The following is a 24,469-nucleotide window of genomic DNA, read 5'->3' on the forward strand; positions in this document are numbered from 1 at the left end:
CGCTGCCTCGCATAGTCAGCGCGCCCCGTTCAGGCCTGCGGTCAGCTCGGGGGTAGTGCGGGAGCCGCGGCCGGCGCGCGCCGATCGCCGGCTCAGGGCACGACCGGTGCCGTTCGAGCGAGTACCTCGCGGAGCTTCCGGCTGAGCGTCTCGGACGTGAACGGCTTGCGGAGGAACGCCACACCGGGATTCAACACCCCGTGTTGGGCGATGGCGTCGTCGGTATACCCGGACATGTAGATCACCCGCAACGCGGGGTGACGTTCCAGGAGTTGCCTGGTTAACTCCTGCCCGCTGGCCCCCGGCATGACCACGTCGGTCAGGAGCACGTCGATGGGCGGCTGCTTCTCGAACTGCTGGAGCGCTTCGGCCGCGTCTGCGGCGACACGCACGGTGTAGCCTTGCCGCTCCAGCAACCGCCTGGCCATTTCGCAGAGGCCCGGCGAATCATCCACCACGAGCACCGCGTGCGCCGCGGTCTGTGGACGTGCCACTGGCAACGGCGCGTCCACGGCCATGCCGGCCGCGCCGGCCTTGGACAGGAACACCTTGAACGTCGTACCCTTGCCGACTTCACTCGTGACGGCGATGCCCCCGCCGCTCCGGGTCACGATGTCGTGGACGGTGGCCAGGCCCAGCCCGGTGCCCTCGCCGGCCAGCTTGGTGGTGAAGAACGGCTCGAACAGGCGGGCCAGGACGTCCGGTGACATGCCGCTCCCGGTGTCGGTCATGGTAAGCACCACGTAGGGTCCCGGTACGATGGCGGGTGTCGACAGCTCGAGGTCCTGGCCGACGTCGACATTGGCGGTCGCAATCGTCAAGGTGCCGCCCTTTGGCATGGCGTCCCGCGCGTTCACGGCGACGTTCATGACGATCTGCTCAATCTGCCCGCTATCCCCCTTGACCGACGCCAGCTCCGGGTCGAGGCCCAACACGATGTTCACGTCTTCCCGGATCAAGAGCCCGAGCATCGGCCGCATGCCCGCGATCACGGCGTTCAGGTCGAGCAGTCTGGGCTCGATGACGTCCTTGCGGCTGAACGCGAGCAACTGGCGCGCCAGCGCCGTGGCGCGCCCGCCCGCCTTCGCGATTTCGACGATGTCCGGCCGGCGCGGATCGTCCGGCCCGAGATCCGCCAGCGACAGCTCGCAGTACCCGAGAATCACGGTCAGCAGGTTGTTGAAGTCGTGCGCCACGCCGCCAACGACCCGTCCGACGGCGTCCATCTTCTGCGCCTGCTGGTACTGTTTCTCGAGCGCCAGTCGGGAGGTGATGTCCAGGGAAATGCCAACGCCGCGCACCGGTTCGCCGTGCTCGCCAAGATGGACGCGGCCGGCGCCTCTCAGCCAGCGCACGGTGCCGTCGGCCGGCAGGGTGCGGTGCTCCTCAGTGAAGTCAGTGCCGGTCCGCGCCGCCTCGTCCATCGCCTTGGTCACGGCGTCACGATCCTCGGGATGCACCCGCTCGATGAAGGCCGCGAACGTGCCGCCAAAGGTCCCCGGTGTCAGGCCATGCTGTGACTCGAGGATCGCCGACCACTGGAGCCGGCCGGTCTTGAAGTCCATGTCCCAAATTCCGACGCCGGCGGCGTCCATCGCGAAGCGCGTGCGCTCTTCCGACAACTGCAGCGCATCGACCGCCTGGTGGCGCGCGAGAATCTCCTGCTCCAACTCCGCGGCCCGCTTGAGCGCGATGGCGGCGAAATGGCCGGTCTCGTAGATACGGCCCACCAGCCCCGACAGCGCCTGGACCAGGTGTTCGTCGTCCTCGCTGAACGTCTGTCCCTCGTTGCCGACGAAACAGATCCAGCCGTAGACGTGGGCCGGCGAGGCGACCGGCGCGGCCAGGAACGCCTGCACCTCGGGATGGAGCGGCGGGAACTGCGAGCCGGACGGACCAACGCCCGACGGACCACCACGCGCCGTCCGTCGCTCCGCGACGACGGCGGCGAGGACGCCTGACAGCGGGTCGCCAGCCTTGATCCAGTCATGGCTCGCACCACAGGTAGTCGACCGTTCCACCGTTCGGGTCTTCAAGTCGAGAACGCCAAGCGTGACGTAAGTGGCGCCAAACAGGTCTCGGGCAGCGGCGCAGACGTTCTGCAGCAGCCGGTCGAGATCGCGTTCGGATGCCAGGTCCAACCCGATGTTGATCACCGCCTTGAGCCGGGCGTTCGAGATTTTCAGGTCGTCGGCGGTGTCCGACAGCAAGTCGGTCAGTAATCGCAGGTGCTCGCGGGCGAACGCCGTCGTGGTCGGCGGGGCCGGGGCCGGCAACGCGGGCGAGCCCGGCGAGAGCAGGCCGTTGATGACGCGCTGAACGTCCCCCGGTTCGGCGGGCTTCAACAGGACGTCGGCAATGCCAACCTCCCGCGCCAGGTCTCTCGCTTCGGACTCGCCATAGGGCGCGGTATAAAACGCCACGGGGATCGCGCTGGTCGCCGGATCGAGGCGGAGCCGCCGGACAAACTCGCCGCCGTCCATCACCGGCATGAGCAGGTCGGTAATGACAAGGCCTGGAGACGATTCGCGGACGACGACCAGGGCGTCGCGGCCGTTCACCGCCTCGAGGAGCCGGTGGCCCTGGGCGCGCAGCAACGCGGCCAGGAACTGGCGATTGGCGGCCAGGTCATCGACGACCAGAATCGTGGCCATACCGCAGCATAGGGGCACCGCCCCGGGGTGGGTGTGCAATACCGCACATGCGGATTGCCGGGGGGGCATTGCGCCCGGGCGCCAAGTACAATCGTTCTGCCATGTCTCGGCTGACGCCGGAACCAGTCCTCGACTACCTCACGCGGTTGCGGCGCGACCCGCACGAGTACCTGGCCGTGATCGAACGCGAGGGACTCGCGGAAGGGCGGGCGATCGTCTGCCCCGACACCGGCGCCCTGTTGCACACGCTCGCCCTCGGCTGTGGCGCAAGGCGAATCCTCGAAATCGGCACCTCGATCGGCTACTCCACGCTGTGGCTGGCCGCGGCGCTGCCGGCCGATGGCATGATGATCAGCATGGAATGCGAAGCCGCGCTGGCCGGCCGTGCCCGTGACCACCTCACCGTGGCCGGTTACGGTAGCCGGGTCAGCGTGATGGTCGGTGACGCCACGCGCTTCCTCCACAAGGTCGCCGGACCGTTCGACCTCATCTTCCAGGACAGCGACAAGGTGCTCTACGAATCGATGCACCACCGCCTTGTCGAGCTGCTCCGCCCCGGCGGCGTACTGGTGGCTGATAACATCCTGTGGAACGGCGAAGTGTTCCCCGGCTACGTCAATGACAGGACCCACAGCGACACGACCACGGCGGCGATCGTGAGCTTCAACCGCCATTTGGCCGACGACCCGCGTCTCTACACCTCGTTTCTGCCGGTGGGCGACGGCGTCTCGGTGTCAGTGAGACTCTGAGGACGTTCACGAATACCTCACACGGAGTCACTGAAACACAGCAGACTTCGTTTGAGAGAATGGGACGGCGTTTCCGCGTTTCTGTGTTTCCGTATGGAGCATTTGAGGGCAGGCTTGCATCATGACCGTAGGTGAATGGCTGGAGTGGGCGAAGGCCGACGCGGTGAAGCGCGGGCTGCCCGAAATGATCGGTCCTCTCGAGGGACTGGCCCAGGCGACCGAACGCCTGAGGTCGGCGGACTGGAATGACGATGCCGACCGCGAGACGCCCGTCGACTTCGCTCAGGGCGGGCCGGTGGATGGCACGGAGGGCCGGGTCTTCAGTCCCGGCCGCGCGAAATGAGGACGATCGCCGAGGTCGCGCCGCGCGTCGCCCGGGGCGAGCTGACGTCGGAGAGGCTGACGGAAGAATGCCTCTCGCAGATCGAGGCGCTCAACCCGAAGCTGAACGCCTTCATCACCATCACCGCGGATGACGCGCTCGAGACCGCGAGAGCGGCCGATAAGGCGATCGCCGGCGGGCGGTATCGCGGCCCGCTTCACGGCATCCCGGTCTCGCTGAAGGATCTCGTCGACCTGAAGGGCGCGCCGACCACCGCCGGCTCGCTGGTCCGCCGGGATCACGTGGCGAGCGCCGACGCGGTGGTCGCCGCGCGGTTGCGCGAGGCCGGCGCCGTGTTCGTGGGCAAGACCAACCTGCACGAGTTCGCCTTCGGCACCACCACAGAGGATTCGGGGTTCGGGCTGGCCCGCAATCCGGTGGACCCGACGCGTTCGCCGGGCGGATCGAGCGGCGGATCGGCAATCGCGATTGCCACCGGCATGTCGCTCGGCACGGTCGGCACCGACACCGGCGGCTCCATTCGCATTCCCGCCGCCGCCTGCGGCATCGTCGGCTTCAAGCCGGAGTGGGGGCAGATCTCGGCCGCCGGCGTCGTCCCCTTGAGCCGCCAGCTCGATCACGTCGGACCGCTGGCCGCGTGCGTGGCCGACGCGTGGATTCAATACAACGCGTTGCTGCCGGCCAGCCTCCGCGTCACCGGCTTGCCCGAGGCCTCACCACTCAAGGGCTTGCGACTGGGCGTGCCCGCGGGATACCTGTTCGATCGCCTCGACGCGGACGTCGAACGCGTGGTCGATCACACCATCGACTCGCTTCGCGCCGCCGGCGCCATCGTCACCGACGTCACCATTCCGCACGCCACCGACATGGCGGCCATCTATCTGCACCTCGTGTTCGGCGATGCCGCCGAGTATCACGCGCGCACGCTGATGTCGCGGCCCGGGGACTACACGCCCAACGTGCGGCTGCGCCTCGAGATGGCGCGCTACGTGCTGGCCGAAGACTACATCCGCGCCCTGCGCGGCAAGGCGATCATCGCGCACGAAGTGGACCACGCCCTCGACGGCGTGGACGCGCTGGTGCTGCCGGCGCTGGCCATTCCCGCGCCGCCGATCGGCGCCGCCACCATGCCGGTGAAGGGCGGGCCCGAAACCGTGCGCGCGCTGATGCTCCGCTGCACGCAACCGTTCAACCTCTCCGGGCACCCGGCCCTGTCGCTGCCCTGCGGCGCCACCCATGGCGGCCTGCCGGTTGGCTTGCAGCTCGTCGGCCACAAGGGCCGGACGCCGGCGTTGATGCAGACCGCGCTCGCCGTGGAACGCCTGATCGCGCTGGCCGGATGATTCAGCGGTATTTTCACCGTTGGGAGCAGGAGCTCGCCAACGTCAGCAAGCACGAGCGGCTGGTCCGCCCTTTCGAGTGGGGCGAAGACTGGATCGACACACCGGTCCGGTCCGCCGACTTGTCGGCCGCGGAGCCCGGCGCGAACTCGGGCTTGGCCACCGTGGCGCCGGAAGGCGTGCGCGGCGCGAAGGTGGAGGGCTCGACGAGAGTCTCGGACTGGGTCGAACGCGTCATGCGGGACACCGACGCGTTCTACACGCCCGAGCCGGCGCGCTACACGTTCACGCGGGCCCTGCCCAGCGTGCGCGCGGGCGGTGAAGAGGGGCTGCTCACCTACCCGAGCGGCTTCACCACCCCGCATGCCGAGAACAACGTCGTGCAGGCGCGGTACTTCCCCGCCAACCCGATCAGGAAGCCGAAGCGCGGCGCCACGCCCGTCCGCCGGGCCGTGGTCGTGCTCGCGCAGTGGAACGCGGATCCCGAGGGGCACGTCGGGTTGTGCAAGCTGCTGTCGAAGCTGGGCATCGCCTCGCTTCGCATCAGCCTGCCCTACCACGACACGCGGATGCCGCCTGAACTGACGCGCGCCGACTACATCGTCAGCTCGAACATCGTCCGCACGCTGCAGGTCTGCCGGCAGGCCGTGCGCGACGTGCGACTGGCGTTGTGGTGGCTGCGTGACCAGGGCTACGGGCGGCTGGGGTTGTTGGGCACCAGCCTGGGCTCGTGCCTGTCACTGCTGACGACCTGTCACGAGCCCCTGGTGAACGCGCAGGCGCTCAACCACGTGTCGCCGTATTTCAGCGACGTGGTGTGGCGCGGCCTCTCCACCGAACACGTCCGCGAGGGCCTCGAGAGCCAGGTGGACGCCGACCAGTTGCGCCACCTGTGGCGCCCGATCAGCCCGTGGTCGTTCCTCGATCGGCTGCACGATCGCCAGACGCTGCTGGTGTATGCGAAGTACGACCTGACGTTCCCCGTGGACCTGTCGCTGAAGCTGATTGACGAGTTCCGGCGGCGCCAGCTGCCGGTGGAGGTCAGCGTGCTGCCGTGCGGGCATTACTCGACCGGCGCGGCGCCGTTCAAGTTTCTCGATGCGTGGTATTTGGGGAAGTTCCTGGCAACGAAGCTCTAGGTCCGGCTAAACCCGGACGCTACATCGGCAACCGGGAATGTGGCGTCCGGCTTTAGCCGGACCTACAGCATGCGCATCAGCTTGACGAGCGCGTCGTAGATCGACCCCGCCAGCGACTGTACGAGCGGCGTGACCTCGCCGGAGTCCATCGACTCGGCCACCGTCACCGGATCGGTGAGCAGCAGCCAGACCGTGGCGCCCGCGATGATCGTGGCCAGCAGCCCGATGATGCCGACCAGGCTGAACAGCCGGCCGCCGAGGCCCGACGGCTTCCGCTGGATCCTGATATCCATGGCAAAACGAGGATCATACACCTCGCAATCTAAGGGTTGGACGTTGGCGGCCCTCCGCCGGTTTCAGCCTTCGCCAAGACGACGGCCGACAAGTCAGGCGATCAGGACGATCTTGCCGAATTGCTCGCGCGCTTCCAACCGCCGCTGGGCCTCGGCCGCCTCGGCCAGCGGGTAGGTGCGGTCCACGACCGAGCGCAGTTCGCCGGAAAAAAAGAACTGTGCAGCGCGCAGGAGCTCGGCCTTGCGGCCCATGTACGAGCCCAGCAGCGACAACTGCCGCCCGAACAGGAAGCGCAGGTCAATCTTCGCGTCGTGCCCGGTGGTGGCGCCGCAGGTCACGAGCCGGCCGGCGCGCACAAGGCACTTCAGGCTGCGGTCCCAGGTCGCCGTGCCGACGTGCTCGACCACCACGTCAACGCCGCGGCCGCCGGTGAACTCCTTGATCCGGGCCGGCACGTCTTCCGTGGTGTGGTTCACCACGTCGTAAGCGCCAAGTTGCCGCGCCCTGGCCAGCTTCTCGTCCGTCCCCGCGGTGGCAAAGACGCGCGCGCCGTGACGCCACGCAATCTGGATGGCGGCCTGCCCGACGCCGCTCCCGGCACCGATCACCAGCACGTCTTCGCCGGCGCGCAGCTTCGCGCGCGTCACCAGCATGTGCCACGCGGTGAGGAACGCGAGCGGGAACGCCGCCGCCTCGACGAAGCCAATCGCATCCGGAATGGCGACGAGGTTCTGGATGGGCACCTTGACGTACTCGGCGTAGCCGCCATCGCTGCGGTAGCCGATCACGTCGTAGGTGGGACACTCGTTGTCGCGGCCATCGAGGCAGGCCGCGCAGCGCCCGCACGACAGACCCGGCTGCAGCATCACGCGACGGCCCGTCGCGTACTCGCCGCCGGGCGCGCTCGCCACTTCGCCGGAGATGTCGGCGCCGGAAATGTGGGGAAGCGGGATGGTGACGCGCTCGATCCCGCGGCGTTGCCACAAGTCGAGGTGGTTGAGCGCGCAGGCACGCACGCGGACGACGGCTTCGCCCGGGCCGGCGACCGGTTCGGGGACGTCCTCGTAGCGGAGGACGTCGGGTCCCCCATGCGCATGGAAGCGGATGGCTTTCACTTAGATTTCCGGAGTCAAGACCTGATGAGGGCCGAGCCCAAGGTCAGGAAGCGATTGGCCAATCTTATCCAAGTCCCCGACGATCAGCGTCGTCATTCTCGGCAGGTCCAGGTACCGGGCCGCCACCCGGCTGACGTCGTCGATCGTGACCTGCGCGAGGCGCGGGATGAAGTCCTCGAAATAGGAGTCGGGCAGCCCGTGGAGCGCCAATTGGGCCACCGATCGCGCCACTTGCGAGGCGGTCTCGAAGCCGCGCGGATACCCCTTGCTGACGGTGGCAAACCCCAGCGAGAGCTCGTCGGCGGTGGCCGGGCGGGCGGAGGCGATGTCGCTGATTTCTTTCAGCGCCTCGCTAATCGCGGGCACGGTGACGTCGGTGCCCACGCTGGTCTGCATGACGAACGGGCCAATGCCGCGGCGCAGGTCGAAGCCCGTGCGCACGCCGTAGGTGTAACCCTTGGCTTCGCGCAGATTCAGGTTGATGCGGCTCACAAACTGGCCACCGAGAATGGTGTTGAGCATCAGGAGCGCGTGATAGTCGGGCGTCGCGCGGGGCGCGCAGGCGTGGCCGATGCGCAATTCCGATTGCGCGGCGCCGGGCCGCGACACCACGCCAAGCCTGGTCAGCGGCACGGCGGGCGGCGGCGCCAGCGCGGCGGCGCGATCGATCACCATGGTCGAAGCCGGGGCGCGCCAGCCGCCGAACGTCTCCGCCGCGGCGTCCAGCATTTCCTCGGCGGGACGGTCGCCCACCACGACGAGCGTGGCCCCGGCCGGCGAGAACAGCGCGGCGTGCAGCAGGCGCGTCTCCTCCACGGCGGTGGCGGTCAGCGACGCGGTGGTGCCGAGTCCCAGATGGCCGTATGGATGGCCGTCGTAGAGCACGCGCGCGAAGGCCCGCTCGGCCATCGCCCCGGCGTGATCCTTCATCTGTCGCAGCCGTTCCAGCCGCAGGTTGCGGATGCGGTTGAAATCGTCCGCGGCGAGGTTCGGTTCCGACACGATCTCGTGAATCAGTGCCAGCCCGGTCGCGTAGAAGCGATCCAGCGTCGTCAGGCCGACGACCACGGCGTCGGCGCCGACCTCGATGTCGAGGTCGCCGCCAATGCGGGCGACGCGGTCGGCGACGTCGAGCGCCGACTGGCCGCGGCTGCCCTCATCCAGCAGGCCGGCGGTGAGGGACACCAGGCCGTGACGATCGGCCGGGTCGGCCGACGACCCGCCTGGCACCAGCAGCACGATGGAGATCACCGGCACGGCGCTGTGCGTGACGGCGCGGAGCTCGAGTCCGTTCGCCAGCGTGCGGCGCGCGATGCGGGGAAAGTGGAAGGGACGGTCGGGTCCGGGGACCGGCAGCCGGCTGCGATCAACCGGACTCACGAGACGCTGACCTCGGTGGCATTGGGAAGCGCCAGCTGCCGGCGGCCACGCGGCACGACGCTCAGCGTGACGAGGGGAGCGTCCTGCAGCCAGCGCCGCGCGGCGGCGGCAACGCCGGCGGAGGTGGCATTCACGTAGCGCTGTCGATCGCGATCGAAGTAACCGGGGTCGCCGAGATAGGTGTTGTAAGCGTTCAACTGATCCGACTTCCCGCCGAACCCGCCGATGGTCTGGAGGCGATAGAGGAACTGGGCTTCAGACTGCGCGAGGGCGCGTTCCATCTCCGCCGGCGCCGGTCCGGCCGCCGCCAGTTCCGCGACCGCCGCGCGGATGGCGGCGTCCAGTTCCGACAGCGCCACGCCGGCCGCCGCGGTGCAGGCGATCTGGAACAGGCCGCCGATCTCGCGCGAGTGTTGATACGCCGACACGTCGGTGGCGATCCGCCGCTCGTAAACCAGCGAGCGGTAGAGCCGCGAGGTCTTGCCGTGGGCCAGCACGTCGGCAAACACATCCAGCTCCGCGTCGTCGTCCGCGAACATCGCCGGCGAGTGCCAGCCCAGGTACAGCCGCGGCAGCTCGACGCGATCCTCGAGCACGAAGTCGGCGCTCGACGCGAGTGCGGCATGGGCGCGCACCGGATCGGGCACTGGTCCGGCTGGCAGATCGCCGAAGAACTGCTCGGCGAGATCGAAGCCCTGCTCGGTTTCGAGGTCGCCGGCCAGCGCCAGCGAGGCGTTGGCGGGGTGATAGAAGGTCTTGAAGAAGGCGTGGACGTCGTCGAGCGACGCCGCGCGCAGGTCCTCGGGCGCGCCGATGGTGGGCCAATGGTACGGATGATCCGGCGCGAACATCGCCGCCGACAGCGCCAGGCCCGCCATGCCGTAGGGCCGGTTCTCGTAGTTCTGCCGGCGTTCGTTCAGCACCACGTCGCGCTGGTTGGCGAACTTCGCCTCGGTGAGCGCAGGCAGCAGGTAGCCCATGCGGTCCGATTCCATCCACAGCGCCAGTTCGAGCGAGCCGGTGGGCACCACTTCCCAGTAGTTGGTGCGGTCGGTGCTCGTCGATCCGTTGATCAGTCCACCGGCGCGCTGCAACGGCGGGAAGTAGCCGTGGTCGTGGTGCGCCGAGCCCTCGAACATCAGGTGCTCGAAGAGGTGCGCGAAGCCGGTGCGCCCGGGCCGCTCGTTCTTCGAGCCGACGTGGTACCACAGGCTCACGGCCACCATCGGGAGCTGGTGATCCTCGTGCACGATTACGTCGAGGCCGTTCGACAAGGTGCGTTTGGTGTACGGTATCTGCACTTCGCCTTCGATTATGTCATCTCCATGGAAAATGCTCGGCGTCGTCTCCCTCGCGCAGTTCCTGGGAATGACGCTGTGGTTCTCGGCCACTGCGGTCACGCCCCTCCTCGTCCGCGACTTCGCGATTCCACCCGGCCAGGCGGCCTGGCTGACCATGGCGGTGCAGGCCGGCTTCGTCGCCGGCACGCTGGTGAGCGCGCTGGCCAATCTCGCCGACATCCTCAACGCGCGGACGTTGATGTTCCTGGGTTCGCTGGTGGGCGCGGCGGCCAACGCCGCCGTGATCGTGGCGCCGGGGCCGGCGTCGGTGATTGCGCTGCGGTTCCTCACCGGCGTGTCTCTCGCGCTGGTGTATCCACCCGGCATGAAGATCGCCGCCGGGTGGTTCCGCGACCAACGCGGCCTCGCGCTGGGCCTGCTGATCGGCGCGCTCACACTCGGCAAGGCGTTCCCGCACTTGTTGACCGCGATCTTCGGCGCGAACTGGCACGAGCCGATGCTGCTGGTCTCGGGCCTGGCTGCCAGCGGCGGCGTGCTGGTGCTCGCGGTGGTGCGCGACGGCCCGTACGTGGCGGCCACCGCGCCGTTTGATCCGCATGCCATCCGGAAGATCCTGGCCAGTCGCGGTGCGCGCCTGGCCACCTTCGGCTACCTCGGCCACATGTGGGAGCTCTACGCGATGTGGACATGGGTCGCGGTGTTCGCCACCGCGAGCTTCGCCGCGTCAGGGTTGCCCAACCCGGGCGGCGCCGGATCGATCGCCGCGTTCCTGGCCATCGGCAGCGGCGCCGCCGGCTGCGCCCTGGCCGGCTACCTCGCCGACCGCCTCGGCAAGGCGCGCATCGCGATGTGGGCCATGCTCGTCAGCGCCACCTGCGCCGCGCTGACGCTCGTCGTCTTTGGCGGCTCGCCGGCCTGGCTCTACGCGCTGGTCATGGTGTGGGGCTTCGCCGTGGTCGCCGACTCCGCGCAGTTCTCCGCCCTGGTCAGCGAATATGCGCCGAGCGATCACATCGGCACGGCGCTGACGCTGCAGACCTGCGTCGGCTTCCTGCTGACCATGGTGACAATTGAGTTGCTGCCTCTGCTGGCGGACGCGACGAGCTGGCAGTACGCCTCGCTGCTACTCGTGCCCGGACCGTTGCTCGGCGCCTGGGCGATGGCGCGGCTGAGAAGAGACAACCAGGGTCTGACCCCGAGCAAGAATTTCCGAGGGGTCTGACCCTGTCGCAGCGGCGCGGAGGGGACAGACCCCTCGGCACATCCCGCTCGGGGTCAGTCCCCGGCTACTTGATCTGAATCAGCGGAATCTTGCCTTTGTGGGTGACGGCATTCTTCTGCGCGGCCACGGCGATCTGAATCACCGTCGCCTCGGCCAGCGCGGTGAAGGCGCGCGCGGCGACCGACTCGGGCTCGGCGATCACCAGCGGAATCCCGCGATCGCCGCCGACGCGGATCGGCTGGTAAAGCGGCAGGCGGCCGAGGAACGGCACCTCCAGTTGCTGCGCCATCTCTTCCCCGCCGCCGTGACCGAAGATGTCGGCTTCGTGATGGCAGTTGGTGCACTCGTAGAAGCTCATGTTCTCGACCATCCCCAACGTCGGGATGTTGAGCTTCTGATACATCCGCACCGCGCGCCGGCTGTCGGCGAGCGACACCTGCTGCGGCGTGGTCACGACGATGGCCCCGGCGGCCGGCACCGTCTGGCTGAGTGACAGCGCCACGTCGCCGGTGCCCGGCGGCATGTCCACGATCAGGTAGTCGAGGTCCTTCCAGGCCACGTCGCGGCAGAACTGCTGGATCGCGCTGTGCAGCATGGGCCCGCGCCAGATCATCGGCGCCTCGTCCTGGGCCAGGAACCCCATCGAGACAATCTGGACGCCGTACTTCTCGGCCGGCCGGATCATTTTGCCGTCCATCTGGAGCTGCGCCTGCAAGCCGAACATGAGCGGCACGTTGGGCCCGTAGATGTCGCCGTCGAGCATGCCGACCCGCGCGCCCAGCTTCGCCAGGGCCACCGCGAGGTTCACCGCCACCGTGGTCTTGCCGACGCCGCCCTTGCCGGCGCCGACCGCAATCACGTTCTTCACGCCGGGCAGCGGCGGCTTACCGTGTTCGGGGGCCGACACCGCCCGCACCAGGAAGGTCATGGTCAGGTCCACGCCGGTGACGCCGGGCAGGGCGCCGACCACGTCGCGGGCGCGCGCCGCCACCTGCTCCCGGGCCACCGCCGAGGGACTCGACAACTCGATGGTGAAGGCGACGCGGCCGTCGGCAATCCGCACGTCTTTGACGAACTTGAGCGACACGATGTCCGCGCGCAGGTCAGGGTCGTGCACACCCCTGAGCGCATCCAGGACCAGGTCCGGTGTCATAAGAAATTCAGCTTACCATGCGCTCGAACTTGATAAACTTCGCACAGCTTTCCCGCGCTTCCCCCTGTGAAGGAGATATCAGATGGCCGACGCGACGCCCGGTAGCGCACCCTCCAGCAACCGCAATGTGATGATCGTGTTGTCGTACCTGTGGCTGCTGGCGCTGGTGCCGCTGCTGACGGAGAAGGACGACAAGGAAGTCCAGTGGCACGCCAAGCACGGCATCGTGCTGATGCTGGCCGAACTGGTCGTGTGGATCGTCGTCAACTTCGTGCTGGTCGCCCTCGGCCCGATCGGCTGCATCGTCGCGCTGATCACGCCGCTGCTGGCGCTCGGCCAGCTGGCGCTCCACATCATGGCCATGGTGAAGGGCATCAACGGCCAGCGCCTGACCATCCCCGGCCTCAGCGAGTTCGCGGACAAGTTCTGAAGCGGAAGCTGTGGATCGCGATTGCGGTGGTCACCGCCGCAATCGCGATCGATCTCCGGCGTCCCCCCCAGGCACAACTGACGACGCGCGCCGCCGTCGGCGGCATCCACTTGTATCAAGCGACGCTCTCGCCTCTGTACGGCCGCCTGGGCGTGAGCTGCCGGTTCGAGCCCACCTGCAGCTATTACGGCGAGGCCGTGATCAAACGCTTTGGGATTGTGCGCGGCGGATGGATGGCGGCGAAGAGAGTCTTCCGTTGCGGCCCGTGGACACCCGCCGGCACCAAAGACGGCCCACCTGTCTAATTTAGCCTTCGAAGAGGTGTCGCCCCTCTTCATTCAGCAACACCCAACACGCGTAGGCGCCAAGCGCGGTTCCGAACGGCAGCAGCACGAGATTTCCCACCGCCAGCCCCAACGCCATCAGCCGCGCCGACGGACGATGGCGACGGAGGGTCCGGCCCACGAACAGATGGAGCGCGCCCCAGATCAGGGCAATGAGGGCAATCACGCTGATGGTCACGGCGGTCAGGCGCGCGGCCATTTCGGAACTGAACCGCACCGGGCCGTCGGACGAGGCGATCGCCGCCGCCCCCGCGGCCAGCGCGAAGCCGGCGAGCGCGACCAGGGTGAAGATGCCGCCCCAGGTCAGGTAGAGCGTGGAGAGGAAGTCGACGTGCCGCTTCACGCCATGACCGCGACGCGCACATCCACGCGCGTGCGCGGACCCCGGGCGAGCGACACGTTGAAGCTGAAGCGATCGCCGTGGACGACGCCGGGCGGCACCGCCACCGTCAGGTGCTGCGTGTGCAGTTGCTGGCCCTGGCCGTCGCAGTGGCCGCAGTGCTCGCTCCACACCTCGCCGCGGCCGCCGCAGTCACCGCACGTGCGCGGCACGCGCACGTCGAGCGGAACCATGGCGCCGGTGCCGGCCTGGCAGCGCGAGATCGTGATCTCCGCGCGCGTCGAGCGATCGGTGCCACTGGGCTCGCCATGATCCCGGCGGAACAACTCGGCGGCGGCGCGAGACGAGGGAAAGTCGATGGCAACTTCGTCGCTGAACGAGCGGCGATACGCGCGCTCGTGAGGCACGAGCGTTTCAAGCGCGAGGCGCGAGGCGTCGGATCGACGAGGGCGAAACACCTTGGCCGTACGATAGGTTCGGGCCCTGAGGTTGTCAAGAACAAGCGGCGCGGTTACGATGCGCGGATGGGGAAGGAATGCCCGATGTGCGCGGAGTTCATGCGCCTGGTGACGCGCGAGACCGTCACCCGCGTGCCGGGAACTTCACAGGAAGTGAAGACCACGGTGCGCGAGTGGGTCTGTCCGGAGTGCGACTATTTCGAAGAGGCGGACGCCGGCGACGAAAACTAGCGGGCGCCGAGGGTGAGGAGCACTTCCTTGCGAATCGCGTCCTCCACTTCGTCGAAGTTGAGCGCTGTTTCGCACTCGTCACACAGCACTTCGATCACGCCGGGCTTGCTTTCTTCCGACACTTCCACCCGCGTGTCATCGAGTTGCACCACGTGCATTTGCAGCGTCTTCACGAGGAATTTGCGGGTGTTCCCGCAAGCCGAACACGTCAATGGCACTTAAATCAGCTCCTTGATCCTGCAAAATTGTATGGGATGCCTTCGGCCTAACGCAACGCAAATCGGCCCGGCCTAGGGAGTTTCGGAGCCGCCCGGCCCCGGGCGCGCCACGAAAGCCTCGAGGTCCACGAGCGCGTCCCGCATCGACCGCGACGGCCGCCAGGCCCGCGGGGCCTCGCCGGACGGTGAAATGCGGCGGATCCGGTGCGCCGCGGACCGTCCCTGCCACACCAATTCGGGCCCGGCCGTCGCCGCCGCGGCGGCCATCAGCGTCGCCGGGAGGATGCGGCCCAGCGACCCGCGCTGAAGGGTCAACTTGCCGCCGGAGACGGTGCCCGACACGTACAGCCGATCCCGGGCCCGTGTGAGCGCCACGTACAACAGCCGCTTCGTTTCCTCACGGTCCTTCTCTTCGTTGTCGCGATCGCTCGCACTTTCGTGAATGCTCACGCTCACCGAGGCCTCGCCCGCCTCGCTGTCGTCGTCCACGAACGGCGGCGCCACCACGCGAATGTCGTGGCGGCTGCCGCCGGCGCCCTTGCCGATGTTCACGACGAACACGACCGGAAACTCCAGGCCCTTCGCCGCATGCACCGTCATCAGGTTCACCGCGTCGGCGGCATCGATGATCGCGTTCGACTCGTCACCGCCGGCCACCAGCTCCGCAAAGTAGTCCGACAGGCGGCCGAGCGTCGCGTAGCCGCGGTTCTGGATGCGGCGGATCAAGCCACGGACCTTCTTCAGGTTCTCCCGCGCCTGCAAGAAACCGTCGCCGCCAATCTCCGCCGCATAGGCCGACTCGGCCAGCACGCGATCGACCACCTCGGCGGGCGGCAGCTGGTCCGCCATCGCAATCCAGGCGCCGGCGCTGTCGCGCGCCAGCACCAGCCGGTCGCGATCGTCCTCTTGAAGGCGCTGCGCCGGCTCCGGCATTTCGGCCGACGTCAGCGACGCCGCAATCCCTGGCGCCAGCAGCTTCAGCGCTTCATCCGACAACCGGACGATGCGGGAGCGAAGGAACGCCGCGGCGCGGAGATTTGATCCGGGATCGGCCAGGTAGGCCACCAGGGCCAGCACGTCCTTGACCTCGTCGGCATCGAAGAACCCGAGCCCCTTGTAGACGTAGAAGGGCACGCCGCGCCGCGCCAGGGCCGCTTCGAACAACGCGTGGCCTTCACGCGTGCGGAACAGGATGCCGATGTCGCCCGGCGCAATCGCCCGGCGCACGCCGCCCTGCCGGTCGCGGATGATGGCGCCGTCGAGCAACAGGCGCGCGATCTCGTCGGCCACGGCGTCAGCCTGCGCGGCGTCGGTGTCGGCAATGACGACGGCCACCGCCTCGGCGTCGCGCGCCCCTTCATCCATCATCGGAAACGCATCGTCTTCGGAGTAGCGAAAGGCGTCGGGCCGATCGGGGGCCTTCTCGACGTCGGCGAACACGTCGTTCACGAACGACAGCAGCTCCCGGACGGAGCGATAGCTGCGCGTGATGGCGGCGCGCGCCGGCGCCTCGGGCCGCAGCGCCGCGATGAAGCGGGAGGCCGCGTCGAGCACCACCACCTCGGCGTCGCGGAAGCCGTAGATCGATTGCTTGCGATCCCCGACGATGAAGATCGAGGGCGGGATCGGTCCGTGGGCCATGCCCTCGCCCGCCGCCCAGGCGCGGACCAGCTCGCGAACCAGCTGCCACTGCGCGCGGCTGGTGTCCTGGAATTCGTCCACCAGCACGTGCTCGTACCGCGACTCGAGCCGGTAGCGGCTGCGCGAGAACTCCTCCATGTGCCCGAGCAGCTTCAGCGTGCGCTCGAGCAGGTCGGGGAAGTCGAGCACGCCGTGCTTGTCGAGCGTGCGCCGGTATTCGTCCTGCGCGATGGCGAAGAGCCGGCGCACCCCGCGCGCCAGCACGATGTTGATGTCGCGGCGGTAGGCGGCGGCCGCCGCTTCGACGTGAGGGCCGAGGCCGAACACCACCGCCTTGTGCCGCTCGTAGGCGGCGGCCGACGGGTAGTCCGCCTTCTTGTGCTTCAGCCGCTTCCGCGGCTCACCGCCCTGGGTCAGCACCAGGTCCGACAGTCGATCCAGCGCGCCTCGCAGCAGCGCCGGCGACGGCCCGGGCTCCGCCATGATCAGGTCGACGTCGCGCGCCACCAGATCGAAGCCGGGCGCCAGCGGTCCGGAGGCACGAAAGGCCGCGGCACCGCCGACCGACGACACCGCGGCGCGCAGCGCCTGCAGCAGACGCTGGCAGGCCACGTCCACCGTGGTGTCGCGCCCGCGCAGGAAGCGGTTGAGCGCGTCCCATGCCACCAGGCGGCGATCGAGCAGCGCCGTGAGGCCCTTGCGCAGCCGCGGCTCGCCCAGTTCCGCGAACAGCAGCGCCACATCCGGATCGCCGGCCGAGACGCCGCGGCCGATGCCGAGCGCCCGATCGAGCGACGCCTCCACGAACCGCGGCGTCTCGGTTTCATCGGCCAGGTCGAAGCCGGGATCGACGCCGGCCTCGAGCGGGAACTCGTGGAGCAACGACAGGCAGAAGGCGTCGATGGTGCTGATCGAGATGTCGCCGAACGCATCGCGGATCTCGCGCCAGCGGTCGCCGGTCAGGCTGCCAAGGCGGTGGCGCTCGCGCAGGGTGGCCATGACGCGCTGCCGCATTTCGGCGGCGGCCTTGCGCGTGAACGTGATCGCCAGGATGTTGCGCGGGGCCACGCCAACTTCGAGCAGGCGGACGTAACGGTCCACCAGCACGCGGGTCTTGCCGGTGCCGGCCGAGGCTTCGAGCGCGATGTTCCGCGACGGATCGACGGCGATGCGGCGGGCGCGCTGGTCCGCCGTCTCTTCGTCGAAGAGGAGCCGGGGCTGCTCAGACATCGTCAACCCCTGCCTCGTCGCCGATGCCGCCGGGGTTGCGGCACACCGCCACGAACGCGCACATCGCGCAGAGGTTCCGCGTTTCCGGCCGCGGCGGATAGTGTCCGGCGGCGATGTCGTCCAGCGCCTGCACCAGGCGATGCCCGGCGGCGGCCACCAGTTGGTCGAATGACTTGCCGCGCTCTTCGAGCGGCCACACCGCGTCCGGGCCTTCGAACGACAGGTACATCGCCTCGCTGGGGGCGATATCGCGGCCGCGCTCGGCCGACAGCCGTGCCCGCACGCCGGCGCTGTAGATCGGCAATTGCAGCGCCACCTTCCGGTCCGGCACGTACTTGGTCTTGTAGTCGATCAGGCGGAAGGTGCCGTCGGCGAGCACGTCCACGCGATCGATCTTCGCGCGCAGCCGCACCCGGCGGCTGGTGCCGTCTTCACCGGTGAACGCGAACTCGCCGTCGAGTTCGTACTCCATCAGTCGCTCGCGAATCTCGACGCCGCGCTCCGCTTCCATGGCGAACACGCGGTCGGCGATCCCCGACCCGACCGCGGAGCCGAACAGCCGCGCCCGCTCGAGGCCGGCCTCCGAGGGCGACAGCGTGGCGAGGGCGGGTTCGCAGATCTCGACGAAGAGCGCGCGCGCCTCGGTCATGCCGGCCGCGGTAATGCGGCCGCGGCCGCGGGCCTGCCACTCGTGAAAGAACCGTTCGAACAGCTCGTGCAGGAACCGGCCGCGTTCGAGCGGCGACCGCGTGTCTTCGTCCTCGGGCTCCTCGGCGACCTGCAGCACGTTGGCGACGTAGAACTGGAACGGGCATTTCAGGTAGCGCTCCAGCCGGCTCACGCTCACGCGCGGCAGCGTCCACGGCCCGGCCTGCCCCTCGAAGCGCGCCCGATCGCGGCCGGCGCCGCCGGCCCGCACCCGCGCCCAGCGCGCCGCGCTCTCCGGCATCGCCCCGGCGGGAACGGCGTTGGCGGCCAGCGCTTCGTACATGAACACGCGGACCGACGGATCGACCGTGGACACCTCTCGCGAGAGGCCGAACGACGGCAGGTCCTCCAGGAACGCGGACGGCTCCACCACCGCATCCGCTTCGAGCGCGAACGTCGAAGCGCGGGTCCGCAGCCGCGCCGAGCCCAGCAAGTCGCGGAACGACGCGCGCGCGAATCGCACGAGGTCGCGTTCCTGGTGAATGGCCACCCGGTCCGGGCGCGCGGGCTCCAACTGCGCCAGCAGCGACTGCGGATAGAAGATGTTGCGGCGCGGGCGCTCGGGCCACTCCCCTTCCACCAGCCCCAGCACCTGCAGATCGTCGAACTCGGCAAAGCGCGCCGCCTGGGCGTCCACGATCTGGAGGCCGCCCTCGCCGGTGCGGATCGCGAACGTCTGGGCGCCGAGCCAGCGCCGCACGGCGGCCGCCAGATCGGCCACGGTGCCGGAGGCGCCGGGATCGTGACGGCGGCAGGCCTCGCCGAGTCCCGACAGGGCGAGCATGACCGCGGCCCGCACGCGGTCGCGCCGGTCGTTGCCGGGCAGCGGCCGGTCGTGACGCTCGAGGAACGACCGCAGGAGATCGACGTGATCGACGAGCGGACGCGATTCCGCCAGCGGCGCCAGCAGCGTGGCGGCGGCGAGCGCCGCGGCAAATGCCGGCCTCGCCGATCCGCCGCAGGCCTCGGCGAACGAGGCGAGGCGATCGAACCCGCCGAGATATCGCTGCTCCGCCAGCGTGACGTCGAGGGCGGCGATCGATTCGCGGGCGACCTCGACCCCGTCCACCTCGAACCGGAAGTGCGGCGAGCGCAGCAACGCGACCAGCGCGCGGCGCGTGAACGCCGCGGCCACGCATTCCATGGCGACATCAACCGCCGCCGCGTACGGCTCCGCGGCCAGCGGCAGCGTGTCGAGCGCCTCGAACGGAATGCCGGCGCCGTGAAACACGTCGCGCGCGAGGTAGAGATACGGCAGCGGCCGGGCGACGACCAGCGCCGTCTTCTCGAGGCGAACCGCGCGGCCCGATCGGCGATCCGACTTGAGCCGCCTGGCCACGCCTTCCAGCTCCTCTTCGCGATCGCGGTACTCGAAGACGAACGGCAACTCGCCCGCGGCGCCGGCCGGCACGACGATGGCCGGCGCGGGAGCGGAGGGGCCGGCCGCGACTTCTTCGATGCCGACGAAGGCGAGGCGCAGGCGATCGAGATACCCGGCCTCGAGGGTTCCGTCGGTGGCGATCACGTCGATGCGGTCGAGGCCGCCGATGCTGGTGAGCATGGCGACATCCGCCGGCCACAGCCCGTCCGGGTCCAACGGCCGGTCGCCCACGGCGATCACGATGTGGCGCAGCGGATGGGCGGCCGCGGTGTCGATCAAGCGCAGGCGCGCGGCGTGCTCGTCGAGCGCGCCGCTTTCGAGCAGCCGCGCTTCGTAGCCGCGAAAGGCCGCCACCAGGAAGCGGGTTTGCTCGAGCAGTTGCGCCGCGCCTCGATCGGAATCGGCGGCCGGCGCCAGCTCAAGGGTCAGCAGGCGATCGAAGTCGTCCACCGTGCGGTGCAAGCGGCGGAGGTAGTCGTAGAGCGCCAGCATTTCGGCGACCAGGGCCGGGCGCACGTGAAAAGGAGGCGGCAGGCCGGCGTCTTCGGCATCGCGGGCAGCCGCCGCCACCAGCGCCTCGCGCTCGAAGCCCGACAGGCTGCGCGCGTCGGGCAACAGCCGCGCGATCAGCAGGTCGTAGAGGTCGGTGCGCGTGCCAATCGCGGGCGCGGCGGCCTCGGCACCCAGGCGATCCCGCAGGGTGCGCCGGAGTTGCTCGCCCGCCGCCCGGGTCGGGACCAGGATAAAAGCGTCGGCGCCGGCGGCATGGGCGCCGGCCATCTCGACGAGGTGCGCGCGAAAGCCCGCCAGATCTGGCGCGCGCAAGAGGCGCGTGCGTCGGGGCGTGATCACCGGGGCGATGGAGGCTCCATGGCCGCCGCAAGGTCGGCGCGGGCACGTTGGTAGAGCATGAGGGCGCCGGCGGCCGCGGACGAGGCGCGCTGGGCCAGGTCGATGTTGTTGGCCGACACGGACTCCGTTCGGAGGCGCAGGGCATTCTCCGCCAGCTCCCATGCGCTGCGGATCAAGGCGTGCCCGTTGGCCAGCTCGGGCGGCGGCGTCACCTTGGCGATCTTCCGCGAGGCGCCGGCGAGCCGCGTGGCGAGCGGGCCGATGGTGTGGAGCGGCGGGCCCGACAAGGTCCGTACCTGGTCGAGACTCACCGTCGCGTTCCTGAACGTGTTGAACGCGCCGTTCATGGCGCGGCGGTAACGGCGGTACGCTAGCGCCCGCTTCTCCCACTGCTTGCGCGTTTCGCGGCCCTGCACGGCGCCCTCGGCTTGCAGATCGAGCGTCGCGAGCAGCGCCGCCACTTCACCGGCACGCTGCCCGCCCAGGCGCCGATCCTCGTCCTTCACCCGCTCGCGCAACCGCTCGAACTCGGCAGCGTCGCCCTTGAGCGACAGCTTCACGGCCGCCTGGAGCGTGCGCTGGCGGAGGGCCGTGTAGTCGCGTTCGACCTCGTGCTCCTGGCGGAGGTCGCCGCTCACGCTGTGCCGCACGCGATCGGCCCACGCCTGCGGCAACAGCCCGACGGCGCGGTCGAGCAGGCGGAGCACCGATTGCAGCAGCGTGACGCGCTCGCCCGGCGACTCGGCGAGGGAAGCCGCGGCGACCAGCTGTTCCACCAGCTCGGCGTCGGTCGGCGGCGGCAGCGGCGGGGGCGGCGGCACCGCGAGCGGCGCGCTCAGCGACAGGTCGAAGCGGGTCTGGCCGACGGCCACGCGCAGTTGCGAGATGATCTCGTCCAGCACGTCCAGCGACTGCCGCACTTCGCCGATGCGATAGCCGTAGTGCGAAGCGGGCCAGTCGGCCAGCGACTGGCGGGCGCGCTCGGCGGTGGCCAGCCGCACGCCTGGATCCGCCACGCGCGAGACGTCGTTCAAGGCCTTGGCCACCCCGGCGCTGAATTTCGCGAAGTCGTCTTCGCCGCGGGTCTCGGCGTAGGCGACCGCGCGCACCGATTCCGCGTACAGTTCCGTTCGCGGCCAGTCCACGCGCCCCGACGGGATGTTCACGAGGTGCAATTCCACGGGATCGCTGGTCAATTGGGTCGGAATGGAGAAGATCACGCGGTCGGCCACGCGGGCCCACTCGCCGTAACTGGCCAGCACGCGCCCGTCCGCCAGGAAGACGCGGAACAGCACGCGGCTCGCCGGCGACTGCGCGGCGGCAGCCACCGGCACGAGAGCGGCGATAAGCAAAAGGGCGGCAGTTGACCTGCGGGTGCGCAACATGTGCGGGGCTTGTCGGTTTACCCGCCGTAGCTTTAGCGAAGGCGGGAAGGTTAGTTTATCGCCTTGTGGAAATCCTGTGGACGAACGGTCTAAAAACTGTGGATGACGCGACAGCGAAAATAAAGTCAGGGCCGTTGTTCCTCTGAACTTGACGCCCGAAATCCGCAAACCGCCGCTTTCGCGCGGCGCTTCGCTTGATCCGTTCCACCAACGACATACAATCGTCGTCTCTCACCGTGACTGTCCAATTTTTCGAAGAGCACATTGCTGGTCGCACGTACCAGATCGAGGTTTCGCCGGTGTCGGCGGAGCGCTGGCGCGCCCAAATCGCGCGGCGGCCGGGGATCCAGACCTCGTTGATGCCCTTCTACGGCAAGACGCCCGAAGATGCAGCACGAGAGCTGAGCAACTGGCTGACTCTCGTATCCGGCGTGGCCCCAGCCAAGACATAATCAACCCACCATGACCCGACTCGTCTTCCGTCCGACACTCGTGTTGGCGTTCGCCCTGCTGTGCCTCTCCGTTGCCGGCCCGGCCCCGGTCCTCGCCCAGCCCGACCGCGGCGCACTCCCGCGCGTCCACTTCGTCGCCACCGGCGGCACCATTTCCAACCGCGACGGCGGCCGGCTCACCGCGGAGGAGCTGGCCAGGTCCATGCCCGGCGTGGATCGATATGCCCGTCTCACCTTCGAGCAGTTCGCCAACGTGGCCAGCAGCGAGTTGACCCTGCAGCAATGGGTCGGGCTCTCGAAGCGCATCAACGAGATTTTCGCCAAGGAAAAGGACGTCGCCGGCGTCGTCGTGACCAGCGGTACCGACACGCTTGAAGAAACGGCGTTCTTCCTGCACCTGACCGTCCGCGACCCGAGGCCCGTCGTCCTGGTGGGATCGATGCGCAACCCCAGCACGCTGGGCTACGAAGGCGCCGCGAACCTGCTCGAGGGCGTGCGCGTGGCCGCCGACCCAGGCGCGCGCAACAAGGGCGCGCTGGTGGTGCTTAACGATGAGATCAACTCCGCCCGCAACGTGACCAAGACCGACGCGCTCCGCCTGCAGACGTTCCGCAGCCGCGAGTACGGGCAGCTGGGCGTGGTGGACCGCGACCGGGTGGTGTTCTTCAGCCAGATCACGCAGCGCACCAACGAGCGCGTCGAGTTCGACCTGTCGAAGGTCACCGAGTTGCCGCGCGTGGACGTGATTTGGGTGTACCAGGGCGCGTCCGGCGACCTGATCAAGGCCGCGGTTGACAACGGCGCCAAGGGCATCGTGATGGCCGTGGCGGGCGCGGGCGCCCTCAGCGGCACGCAGAGCGAGGGGCTGGCCTACGCCGCCGGGAAAGGCGTGTTCATCGTCAACAGCACGCGAACGGGCAGCGGCCGCATTGCGCCGCCGCGCGGTGATTTGCCCGCCCCGGCCCAGGCCAACGAGGCCCAGCGCCGGCGCCGGCAGTTCAGCGTGGCCGGTGAGGACCACACGCCGATCAAGGCGCGCGTGTTGTTGATGCTGGCGCTGACCCGGACCACCGACCGCAACGAGATTCAGCGCATCTTCAGCGAGTACTAGGACTCGGAAACGCGCTATGCCTTCAGGAACGGCCGGAGTTCGGCCAGCACCTCGGCCGGCACGTCTTCCTGCAGGTTGTGACCGCCGGGCAGGCCCTTGCCGGTCACGTTGACGCCGCGCTCTTTCCAGATTGCCAGCACGTCGTAGATCCGGCCCATCGGTCCCTTCAGGCCCCACAGGGTCATCACCGGGCAGGCGATCTTCTTGTTGAGATCCGCCTCGTCGTGCTTGAGGTCGATCGACGCGCTGGCACGATAGTCTTCGCACATGCCGTGGATGTTGGCCGGGTCGAGGTTGGCGCGAAGGTACTCGAGCTGGACGTCCGTGGTCGCGCGCGCCTTCTGCGCTTCGTACTGCGCCTTCAACTGTTCCTCGGGCCCCGGCGCCGGACGCACGTTGTTGAACCAGTGGAAGTAGGCCTGGATGAACTCGATGGTGACGTGGGTGTAGAGGTAGTGGGTCGGGACGATGTCGAACACGGCCAGCTTCGTCACCTTGTCGGCGTGATCGAGGGCCAGGCGATGTCCCACGCGCCCGCCGCGGTCGTGGCCGACCACCGCGAACTTGTCGAAGCCGAAGCTCTTCATCACCTCGACCTGGTCGAGCGCCATCGCGCGCTTCGAGTAGTTGGCGTGGTTCTCGCCGTCGGGCGGCTTGCTGCTGTCGCCGTAGCCGCGCAGGTCCGGCACGATCACCGTGTAGTCTTTCGCCAGTTCCGGCGCGATCAGGCGCATCGACACGTGCGTTTGCGGCGCGCCGTGCATCAGCAACAGCGGCGGTCCCGAGCCGGCGTGCACCAGGTTGATCTCGGCGCCTGACGTTTTCACCCGCGCCGCCTTGAAGCCCGGAAAGAAGCGAAGGGTGTCGCCCTGCGCCGACGCGATCGTCGTCTTTCCCACAACGCTGGTCGCAGCCAGCGCCGCCGTCATCTGCAATAACTCACGCCGGTTCAGAACGTCCATGGGCGGCATTCTAGCCGACTTCGATCCGAAGCCAGA

General features: G+C 68.9%; 23 protein-coding genes. 10 read left to right on the plus strand and 13 right to left on the minus strand.

Annotated elements, in window-relative coordinates:
* Positions 1 to 92: 92 nt before the first annotated feature.
* A complete protein-coding gene (locus WC815_08700) occupies positions 93 to 2,654 on the minus strand; it encodes a response regulator (GenBank protein MFA5908841.1) in 2,562 nt (853 codons plus the stop codon).
* 101 nt (positions 2,655 to 2,755) lie between these two features.
* On the opposite strand from WC815_08700, the gene WC815_08705 reads away from it, so the two are divergent.
* The 4 genes from WC815_08705 to WC815_08720 all read left to right on the plus strand — a co-directional run bounded on the left by WC815_08705 (position 2,756) and on the right by WC815_08720 (position 6,225).
* Entirely contained in the window at positions 2,756 to 3,403 is a 648-nt protein-coding gene (locus WC815_08705) for an O-methyltransferase (GenBank protein MFA5908842.1), read from the plus strand.
* Between the two features lie 121 nt (positions 3,404 to 3,524).
* The gene (locus WC815_08710) at positions 3,525 to 3,746 is read left to right on the plus strand and encodes a hypothetical protein (GenBank protein ID MFA5908843.1); all 222 of its coding nucleotides are present in this window, start codon (positions 3,525 to 3,527) and stop codon (positions 3,744 to 3,746) included.
* On the plus strand, positions 3,743 to 5,089 hold the full coding sequence (locus WC815_08715; GenBank protein ID MFA5908844.1) for an amidase: 1,347 nt from the start codon (positions 3,743 to 3,745) through the stop codon (positions 5,087 to 5,089). Before WC815_08710 ends, WC815_08715 begins: the two co-directional genes overlap by 4 nt.
* Positions 5,086 to 6,225, plus strand: coding sequence for an alpha/beta hydrolase (locus tag WC815_08720; GenBank protein MFA5908845.1), 1,140 nt, complete (start codon positions 5,086 to 5,088; stop codon positions 6,223 to 6,225). The genes WC815_08715 and WC815_08720 overlap by 4 nt, the downstream gene beginning before the upstream one ends.
* A gap of 62 nt (positions 6,226 to 6,287) precedes the next feature.
* On the opposite strand, the gene WC815_08725 is transcribed toward WC815_08720, so the two are convergent.
* The 4 genes from WC815_08725 to WC815_08740 form a co-directional block, all read right to left on the minus strand.
* Entirely contained in the window at positions 6,288 to 6,518 is a 231-nt protein-coding gene (locus tag WC815_08725; protein MFA5908846.1) for a hypothetical protein, read from the minus strand.
* Between the two features lie 93 nt (positions 6,519 to 6,611).
* Positions 6,612 to 7,634 (minus strand): zinc-binding dehydrogenase, encoded by a 1,023-nt coding sequence (locus WC815_08730; GenBank protein MFA5908847.1) that lies wholly within the window; start codon positions 7,632 to 7,634, stop codon positions 6,612 to 6,614.
* Positions 7,635 to 9,014 (minus strand): pitrilysin family protein, encoded by a 1,380-nt coding sequence (locus tag WC815_08735; GenBank protein ID MFA5908848.1) that lies wholly within the window; start codon positions 9,012 to 9,014, stop codon positions 7,635 to 7,637.
* The gene (locus tag WC815_08740) at positions 9,011 to 10,315 is read right to left on the minus strand and encodes a pitrilysin family protein (GenBank protein ID MFA5908849.1); all 1,305 of its coding nucleotides are present in this window, start codon (positions 10,313 to 10,315) and stop codon (positions 9,011 to 9,013) included. The genes WC815_08735 and WC815_08740 overlap by 4 nt, the downstream gene beginning before the upstream one ends.
* Before the next feature lie 31 nt (positions 10,316 to 10,346).
* Here WC815_08740 and WC815_08745 point away from each other — a divergent pair, with 31 nt between their 5' ends.
* Positions 10,347 to 11,537, plus strand: coding sequence for an MFS transporter (locus tag WC815_08745; protein MFA5908850.1), 1,191 nt, complete (start codon positions 10,347 to 10,349; stop codon positions 11,535 to 11,537).
* A gap of 64 nt (positions 11,538 to 11,601) precedes the next feature.
* Here the strand turns inward: WC815_08745 and WC815_08750 are convergent, their stop codons facing one another.
* Positions 11,602 to 12,690, minus strand: coding sequence for an Mrp/NBP35 family ATP-binding protein (locus WC815_08750; protein MFA5908851.1), 1,089 nt, complete (start codon positions 12,688 to 12,690; stop codon positions 11,602 to 11,604).
* Positions 12,691 to 12,772: 82 nt separating this feature from the next.
* Between WC815_08750 and WC815_08755 the strand changes: the two genes are divergently transcribed.
* Both WC815_08755 and yidD read left to right on the plus strand, forming a co-directional pair.
* Positions 12,773 to 13,120, plus strand: a complete 348-nt coding sequence (locus tag WC815_08755) for a DUF4870 domain-containing protein (GenBank protein ID MFA5908852.1) — start codon at positions 12,773 to 12,775, stop codon at positions 13,118 to 13,120.
* A gap of 26 nt (positions 13,121 to 13,146) precedes the next feature.
* Positions 13,147 to 13,425, plus strand: a complete 279-nt coding sequence (gene yidD / locus WC815_08760; protein ID MFA5908853.1) for a membrane protein insertion efficiency factor YidD — start codon at positions 13,147 to 13,149, stop codon at positions 13,423 to 13,425.
* Between the two features lies 1 nt (position 13,426).
* On the opposite strand, the gene WC815_08765 is transcribed toward yidD, so the two are convergent.
* Both WC815_08765 and WC815_08770 read right to left on the minus strand, forming a co-directional pair.
* Complete coding sequence (locus WC815_08765) at positions 13,427 to 13,807, minus strand: hypothetical protein (protein ID MFA5908854.1); 381 nt, start codon at positions 13,805 to 13,807, stop codon at positions 13,427 to 13,429.
* Complete coding sequence (locus WC815_08770; GenBank protein ID MFA5908855.1) at positions 13,804 to 14,262, minus strand: hypothetical protein; 459 nt, start codon at positions 14,260 to 14,262, stop codon at positions 13,804 to 13,806. Before WC815_08770 ends, WC815_08765 begins: the two co-directional genes overlap by 4 nt.
* 66 nt (positions 14,263 to 14,328) lie before the next feature.
* Here WC815_08770 and WC815_08775 point away from each other — a divergent pair, with 66 nt between their 5' ends.
* Complete coding sequence (locus WC815_08775; protein MFA5908856.1) at positions 14,329 to 14,493, plus strand: hypothetical protein; 165 nt, start codon at positions 14,329 to 14,331, stop codon at positions 14,491 to 14,493.
* Here WC815_08775 and WC815_08780 read toward each other — a convergent pair.
* From WC815_08780 to WC815_08795, 4 genes are all read right to left on the minus strand, one after another.
* Positions 14,490 to 14,666 carry a hypothetical protein gene (locus WC815_08780; GenBank protein MFA5908857.1) on the minus strand — a complete coding sequence of 59 codons (177 nt, stop codon included), beginning with the start codon at positions 14,664 to 14,666 and terminating at the stop codon, positions 14,490 to 14,492. The two genes, WC815_08775 and WC815_08780, sit on opposite strands and share 4 nt — an antisense overlap.
* Before the next feature lie 117 nt (positions 14,667 to 14,783).
* Complete coding sequence (locus tag WC815_08785; protein ID MFA5908858.1) at positions 14,784 to 17,582, minus strand: UvrD-helicase domain-containing protein; 2,799 nt, start codon at positions 17,580 to 17,582, stop codon at positions 14,784 to 14,786.
* The gene (locus tag WC815_08790; GenBank protein ID MFA5908859.1) at positions 17,575 to 20,523 is read right to left on the minus strand and encodes a PD-(D/E)XK nuclease family protein; all 2,949 of its coding nucleotides are present in this window, start codon (positions 20,521 to 20,523) and stop codon (positions 17,575 to 17,577) included. Before WC815_08790 ends, WC815_08785 begins: the two co-directional genes overlap by 8 nt.
* Positions 20,520 to 21,875: a hypothetical protein gene (locus WC815_08795; GenBank protein MFA5908860.1), complete on the minus strand. Its 1,356-nt coding sequence runs from the start codon at positions 21,873 to 21,875 to the stop codon at positions 20,520 to 20,522. Before WC815_08795 ends, WC815_08790 begins: the two co-directional genes overlap by 4 nt.
* A 269-nt stretch (positions 21,876 to 22,144) precedes the next feature.
* On the opposite strand from WC815_08795, the gene WC815_08800 reads away from it, so the two are divergent.
* Together WC815_08800 and WC815_08805 are read left to right on the plus strand one after the other, a co-directional pair.
* Positions 22,145 to 22,360: a hypothetical protein gene (locus WC815_08800; GenBank protein MFA5908861.1), complete on the plus strand. Its 216-nt coding sequence runs from the start codon at positions 22,145 to 22,147 to the stop codon at positions 22,358 to 22,360.
* Positions 22,361 to 22,370: 10 nt separating this feature from the next.
* A complete protein-coding gene (locus WC815_08805; protein MFA5908862.1) occupies positions 22,371 to 23,471 on the plus strand; it encodes an asparaginase in 1,101 nt (366 codons plus the stop codon).
* Between the two features lie 14 nt (positions 23,472 to 23,485).
* On the opposite strand, the gene WC815_08810 is transcribed toward WC815_08805, so the two are convergent.
* On the minus strand, positions 23,486 to 24,433 hold the full coding sequence (locus tag WC815_08810; protein ID MFA5908863.1) for an alpha/beta hydrolase: 948 nt from the start codon (positions 24,431 to 24,433) through the stop codon (positions 23,486 to 23,488).
* Positions 24,434 to 24,469 lie beyond the last annotated feature (36 nt).

This window comes from Vicinamibacterales bacterium, from assembly GCA_041659285.1.
Lineage (GTDB): Bacteria > Acidobacteriota > Vicinamibacteria > Vicinamibacterales > UBA2999 > 12-FULL-67-14b.

Bases quoted from the DNA above. Each gene is read 5' to 3' on its own strand.
- WC815_08700 (MFA5908841.1), bottom strand. From the start codon at position 2,654: ATGGCCACGATTCTGGTCGTCGATGACCTGGCCGCCAATCGCCAGTTC.
- WC815_08720 (MFA5908845.1), top strand. From the start codon at position 5,086: ATGATTCAGCGGTATTTTCACCGTTGGGAGCAGGAGCTCGCCAACGTC.
- WC815_08705 (MFA5908842.1), top strand. From the start codon at position 2,756: ATGTCTCGGCTGACGCCGGAACCAGTCCTCGACTACCTCACGCGGTTG.
- WC815_08805 (MFA5908862.1), top strand. From the start codon at position 22,371: ATGACCCGACTCGTCTTCCGTCCGACACTCGTGTTGGCGTTCGCCCTG.
- WC815_08785 (MFA5908858.1), bottom strand. From the start codon at position 17,582: ATGTCTGAGCAGCCCCGGCTCCTCTTCGACGAAGAGACGGCGGACCAG.
- WC815_08710 (MFA5908843.1), top strand. From the start codon at position 3,525: ATGACCGTAGGTGAATGGCTGGAGTGGGCGAAGGCCGACGCGGTGAAG.
- WC815_08745 (MFA5908850.1), top strand. From the start codon at position 10,347: ATGCTCGGCGTCGTCTCCCTCGCGCAGTTCCTGGGAATGACGCTGTGG.
- WC815_08775 (MFA5908856.1), top strand. From the start codon at position 14,329: ATGGGGAAGGAATGCCCGATGTGCGCGGAGTTCATGCGCCTGGTGACG.
- WC815_08725 (MFA5908846.1), bottom strand. From the start codon at position 6,518: ATGGATATCAGGATCCAGCGGAAGCCGTCGGGCCTCGGCGGCCGGCTG.
- WC815_08750 (MFA5908851.1), bottom strand. From the start codon at position 12,690: ATGACACCGGACCTGGTCCTGGATGCGCTCAGGGGTGTGCACGACCCT.
- WC815_08755 (MFA5908852.1), top strand. From the start codon at position 12,773: ATGGCCGACGCGACGCCCGGTAGCGCACCCTCCAGCAACCGCAATGTG.
- WC815_08715 (MFA5908844.1), top strand. From the start codon at position 3,743: ATGAGGACGATCGCCGAGGTCGCGCCGCGCGTCGCCCGGGGCGAGCTG.
- WC815_08810 (MFA5908863.1), bottom strand. From the start codon at position 24,433: ATGGACGTTCTGAACCGGCGTGAGTTATTGCAGATGACGGCGGCGCTG.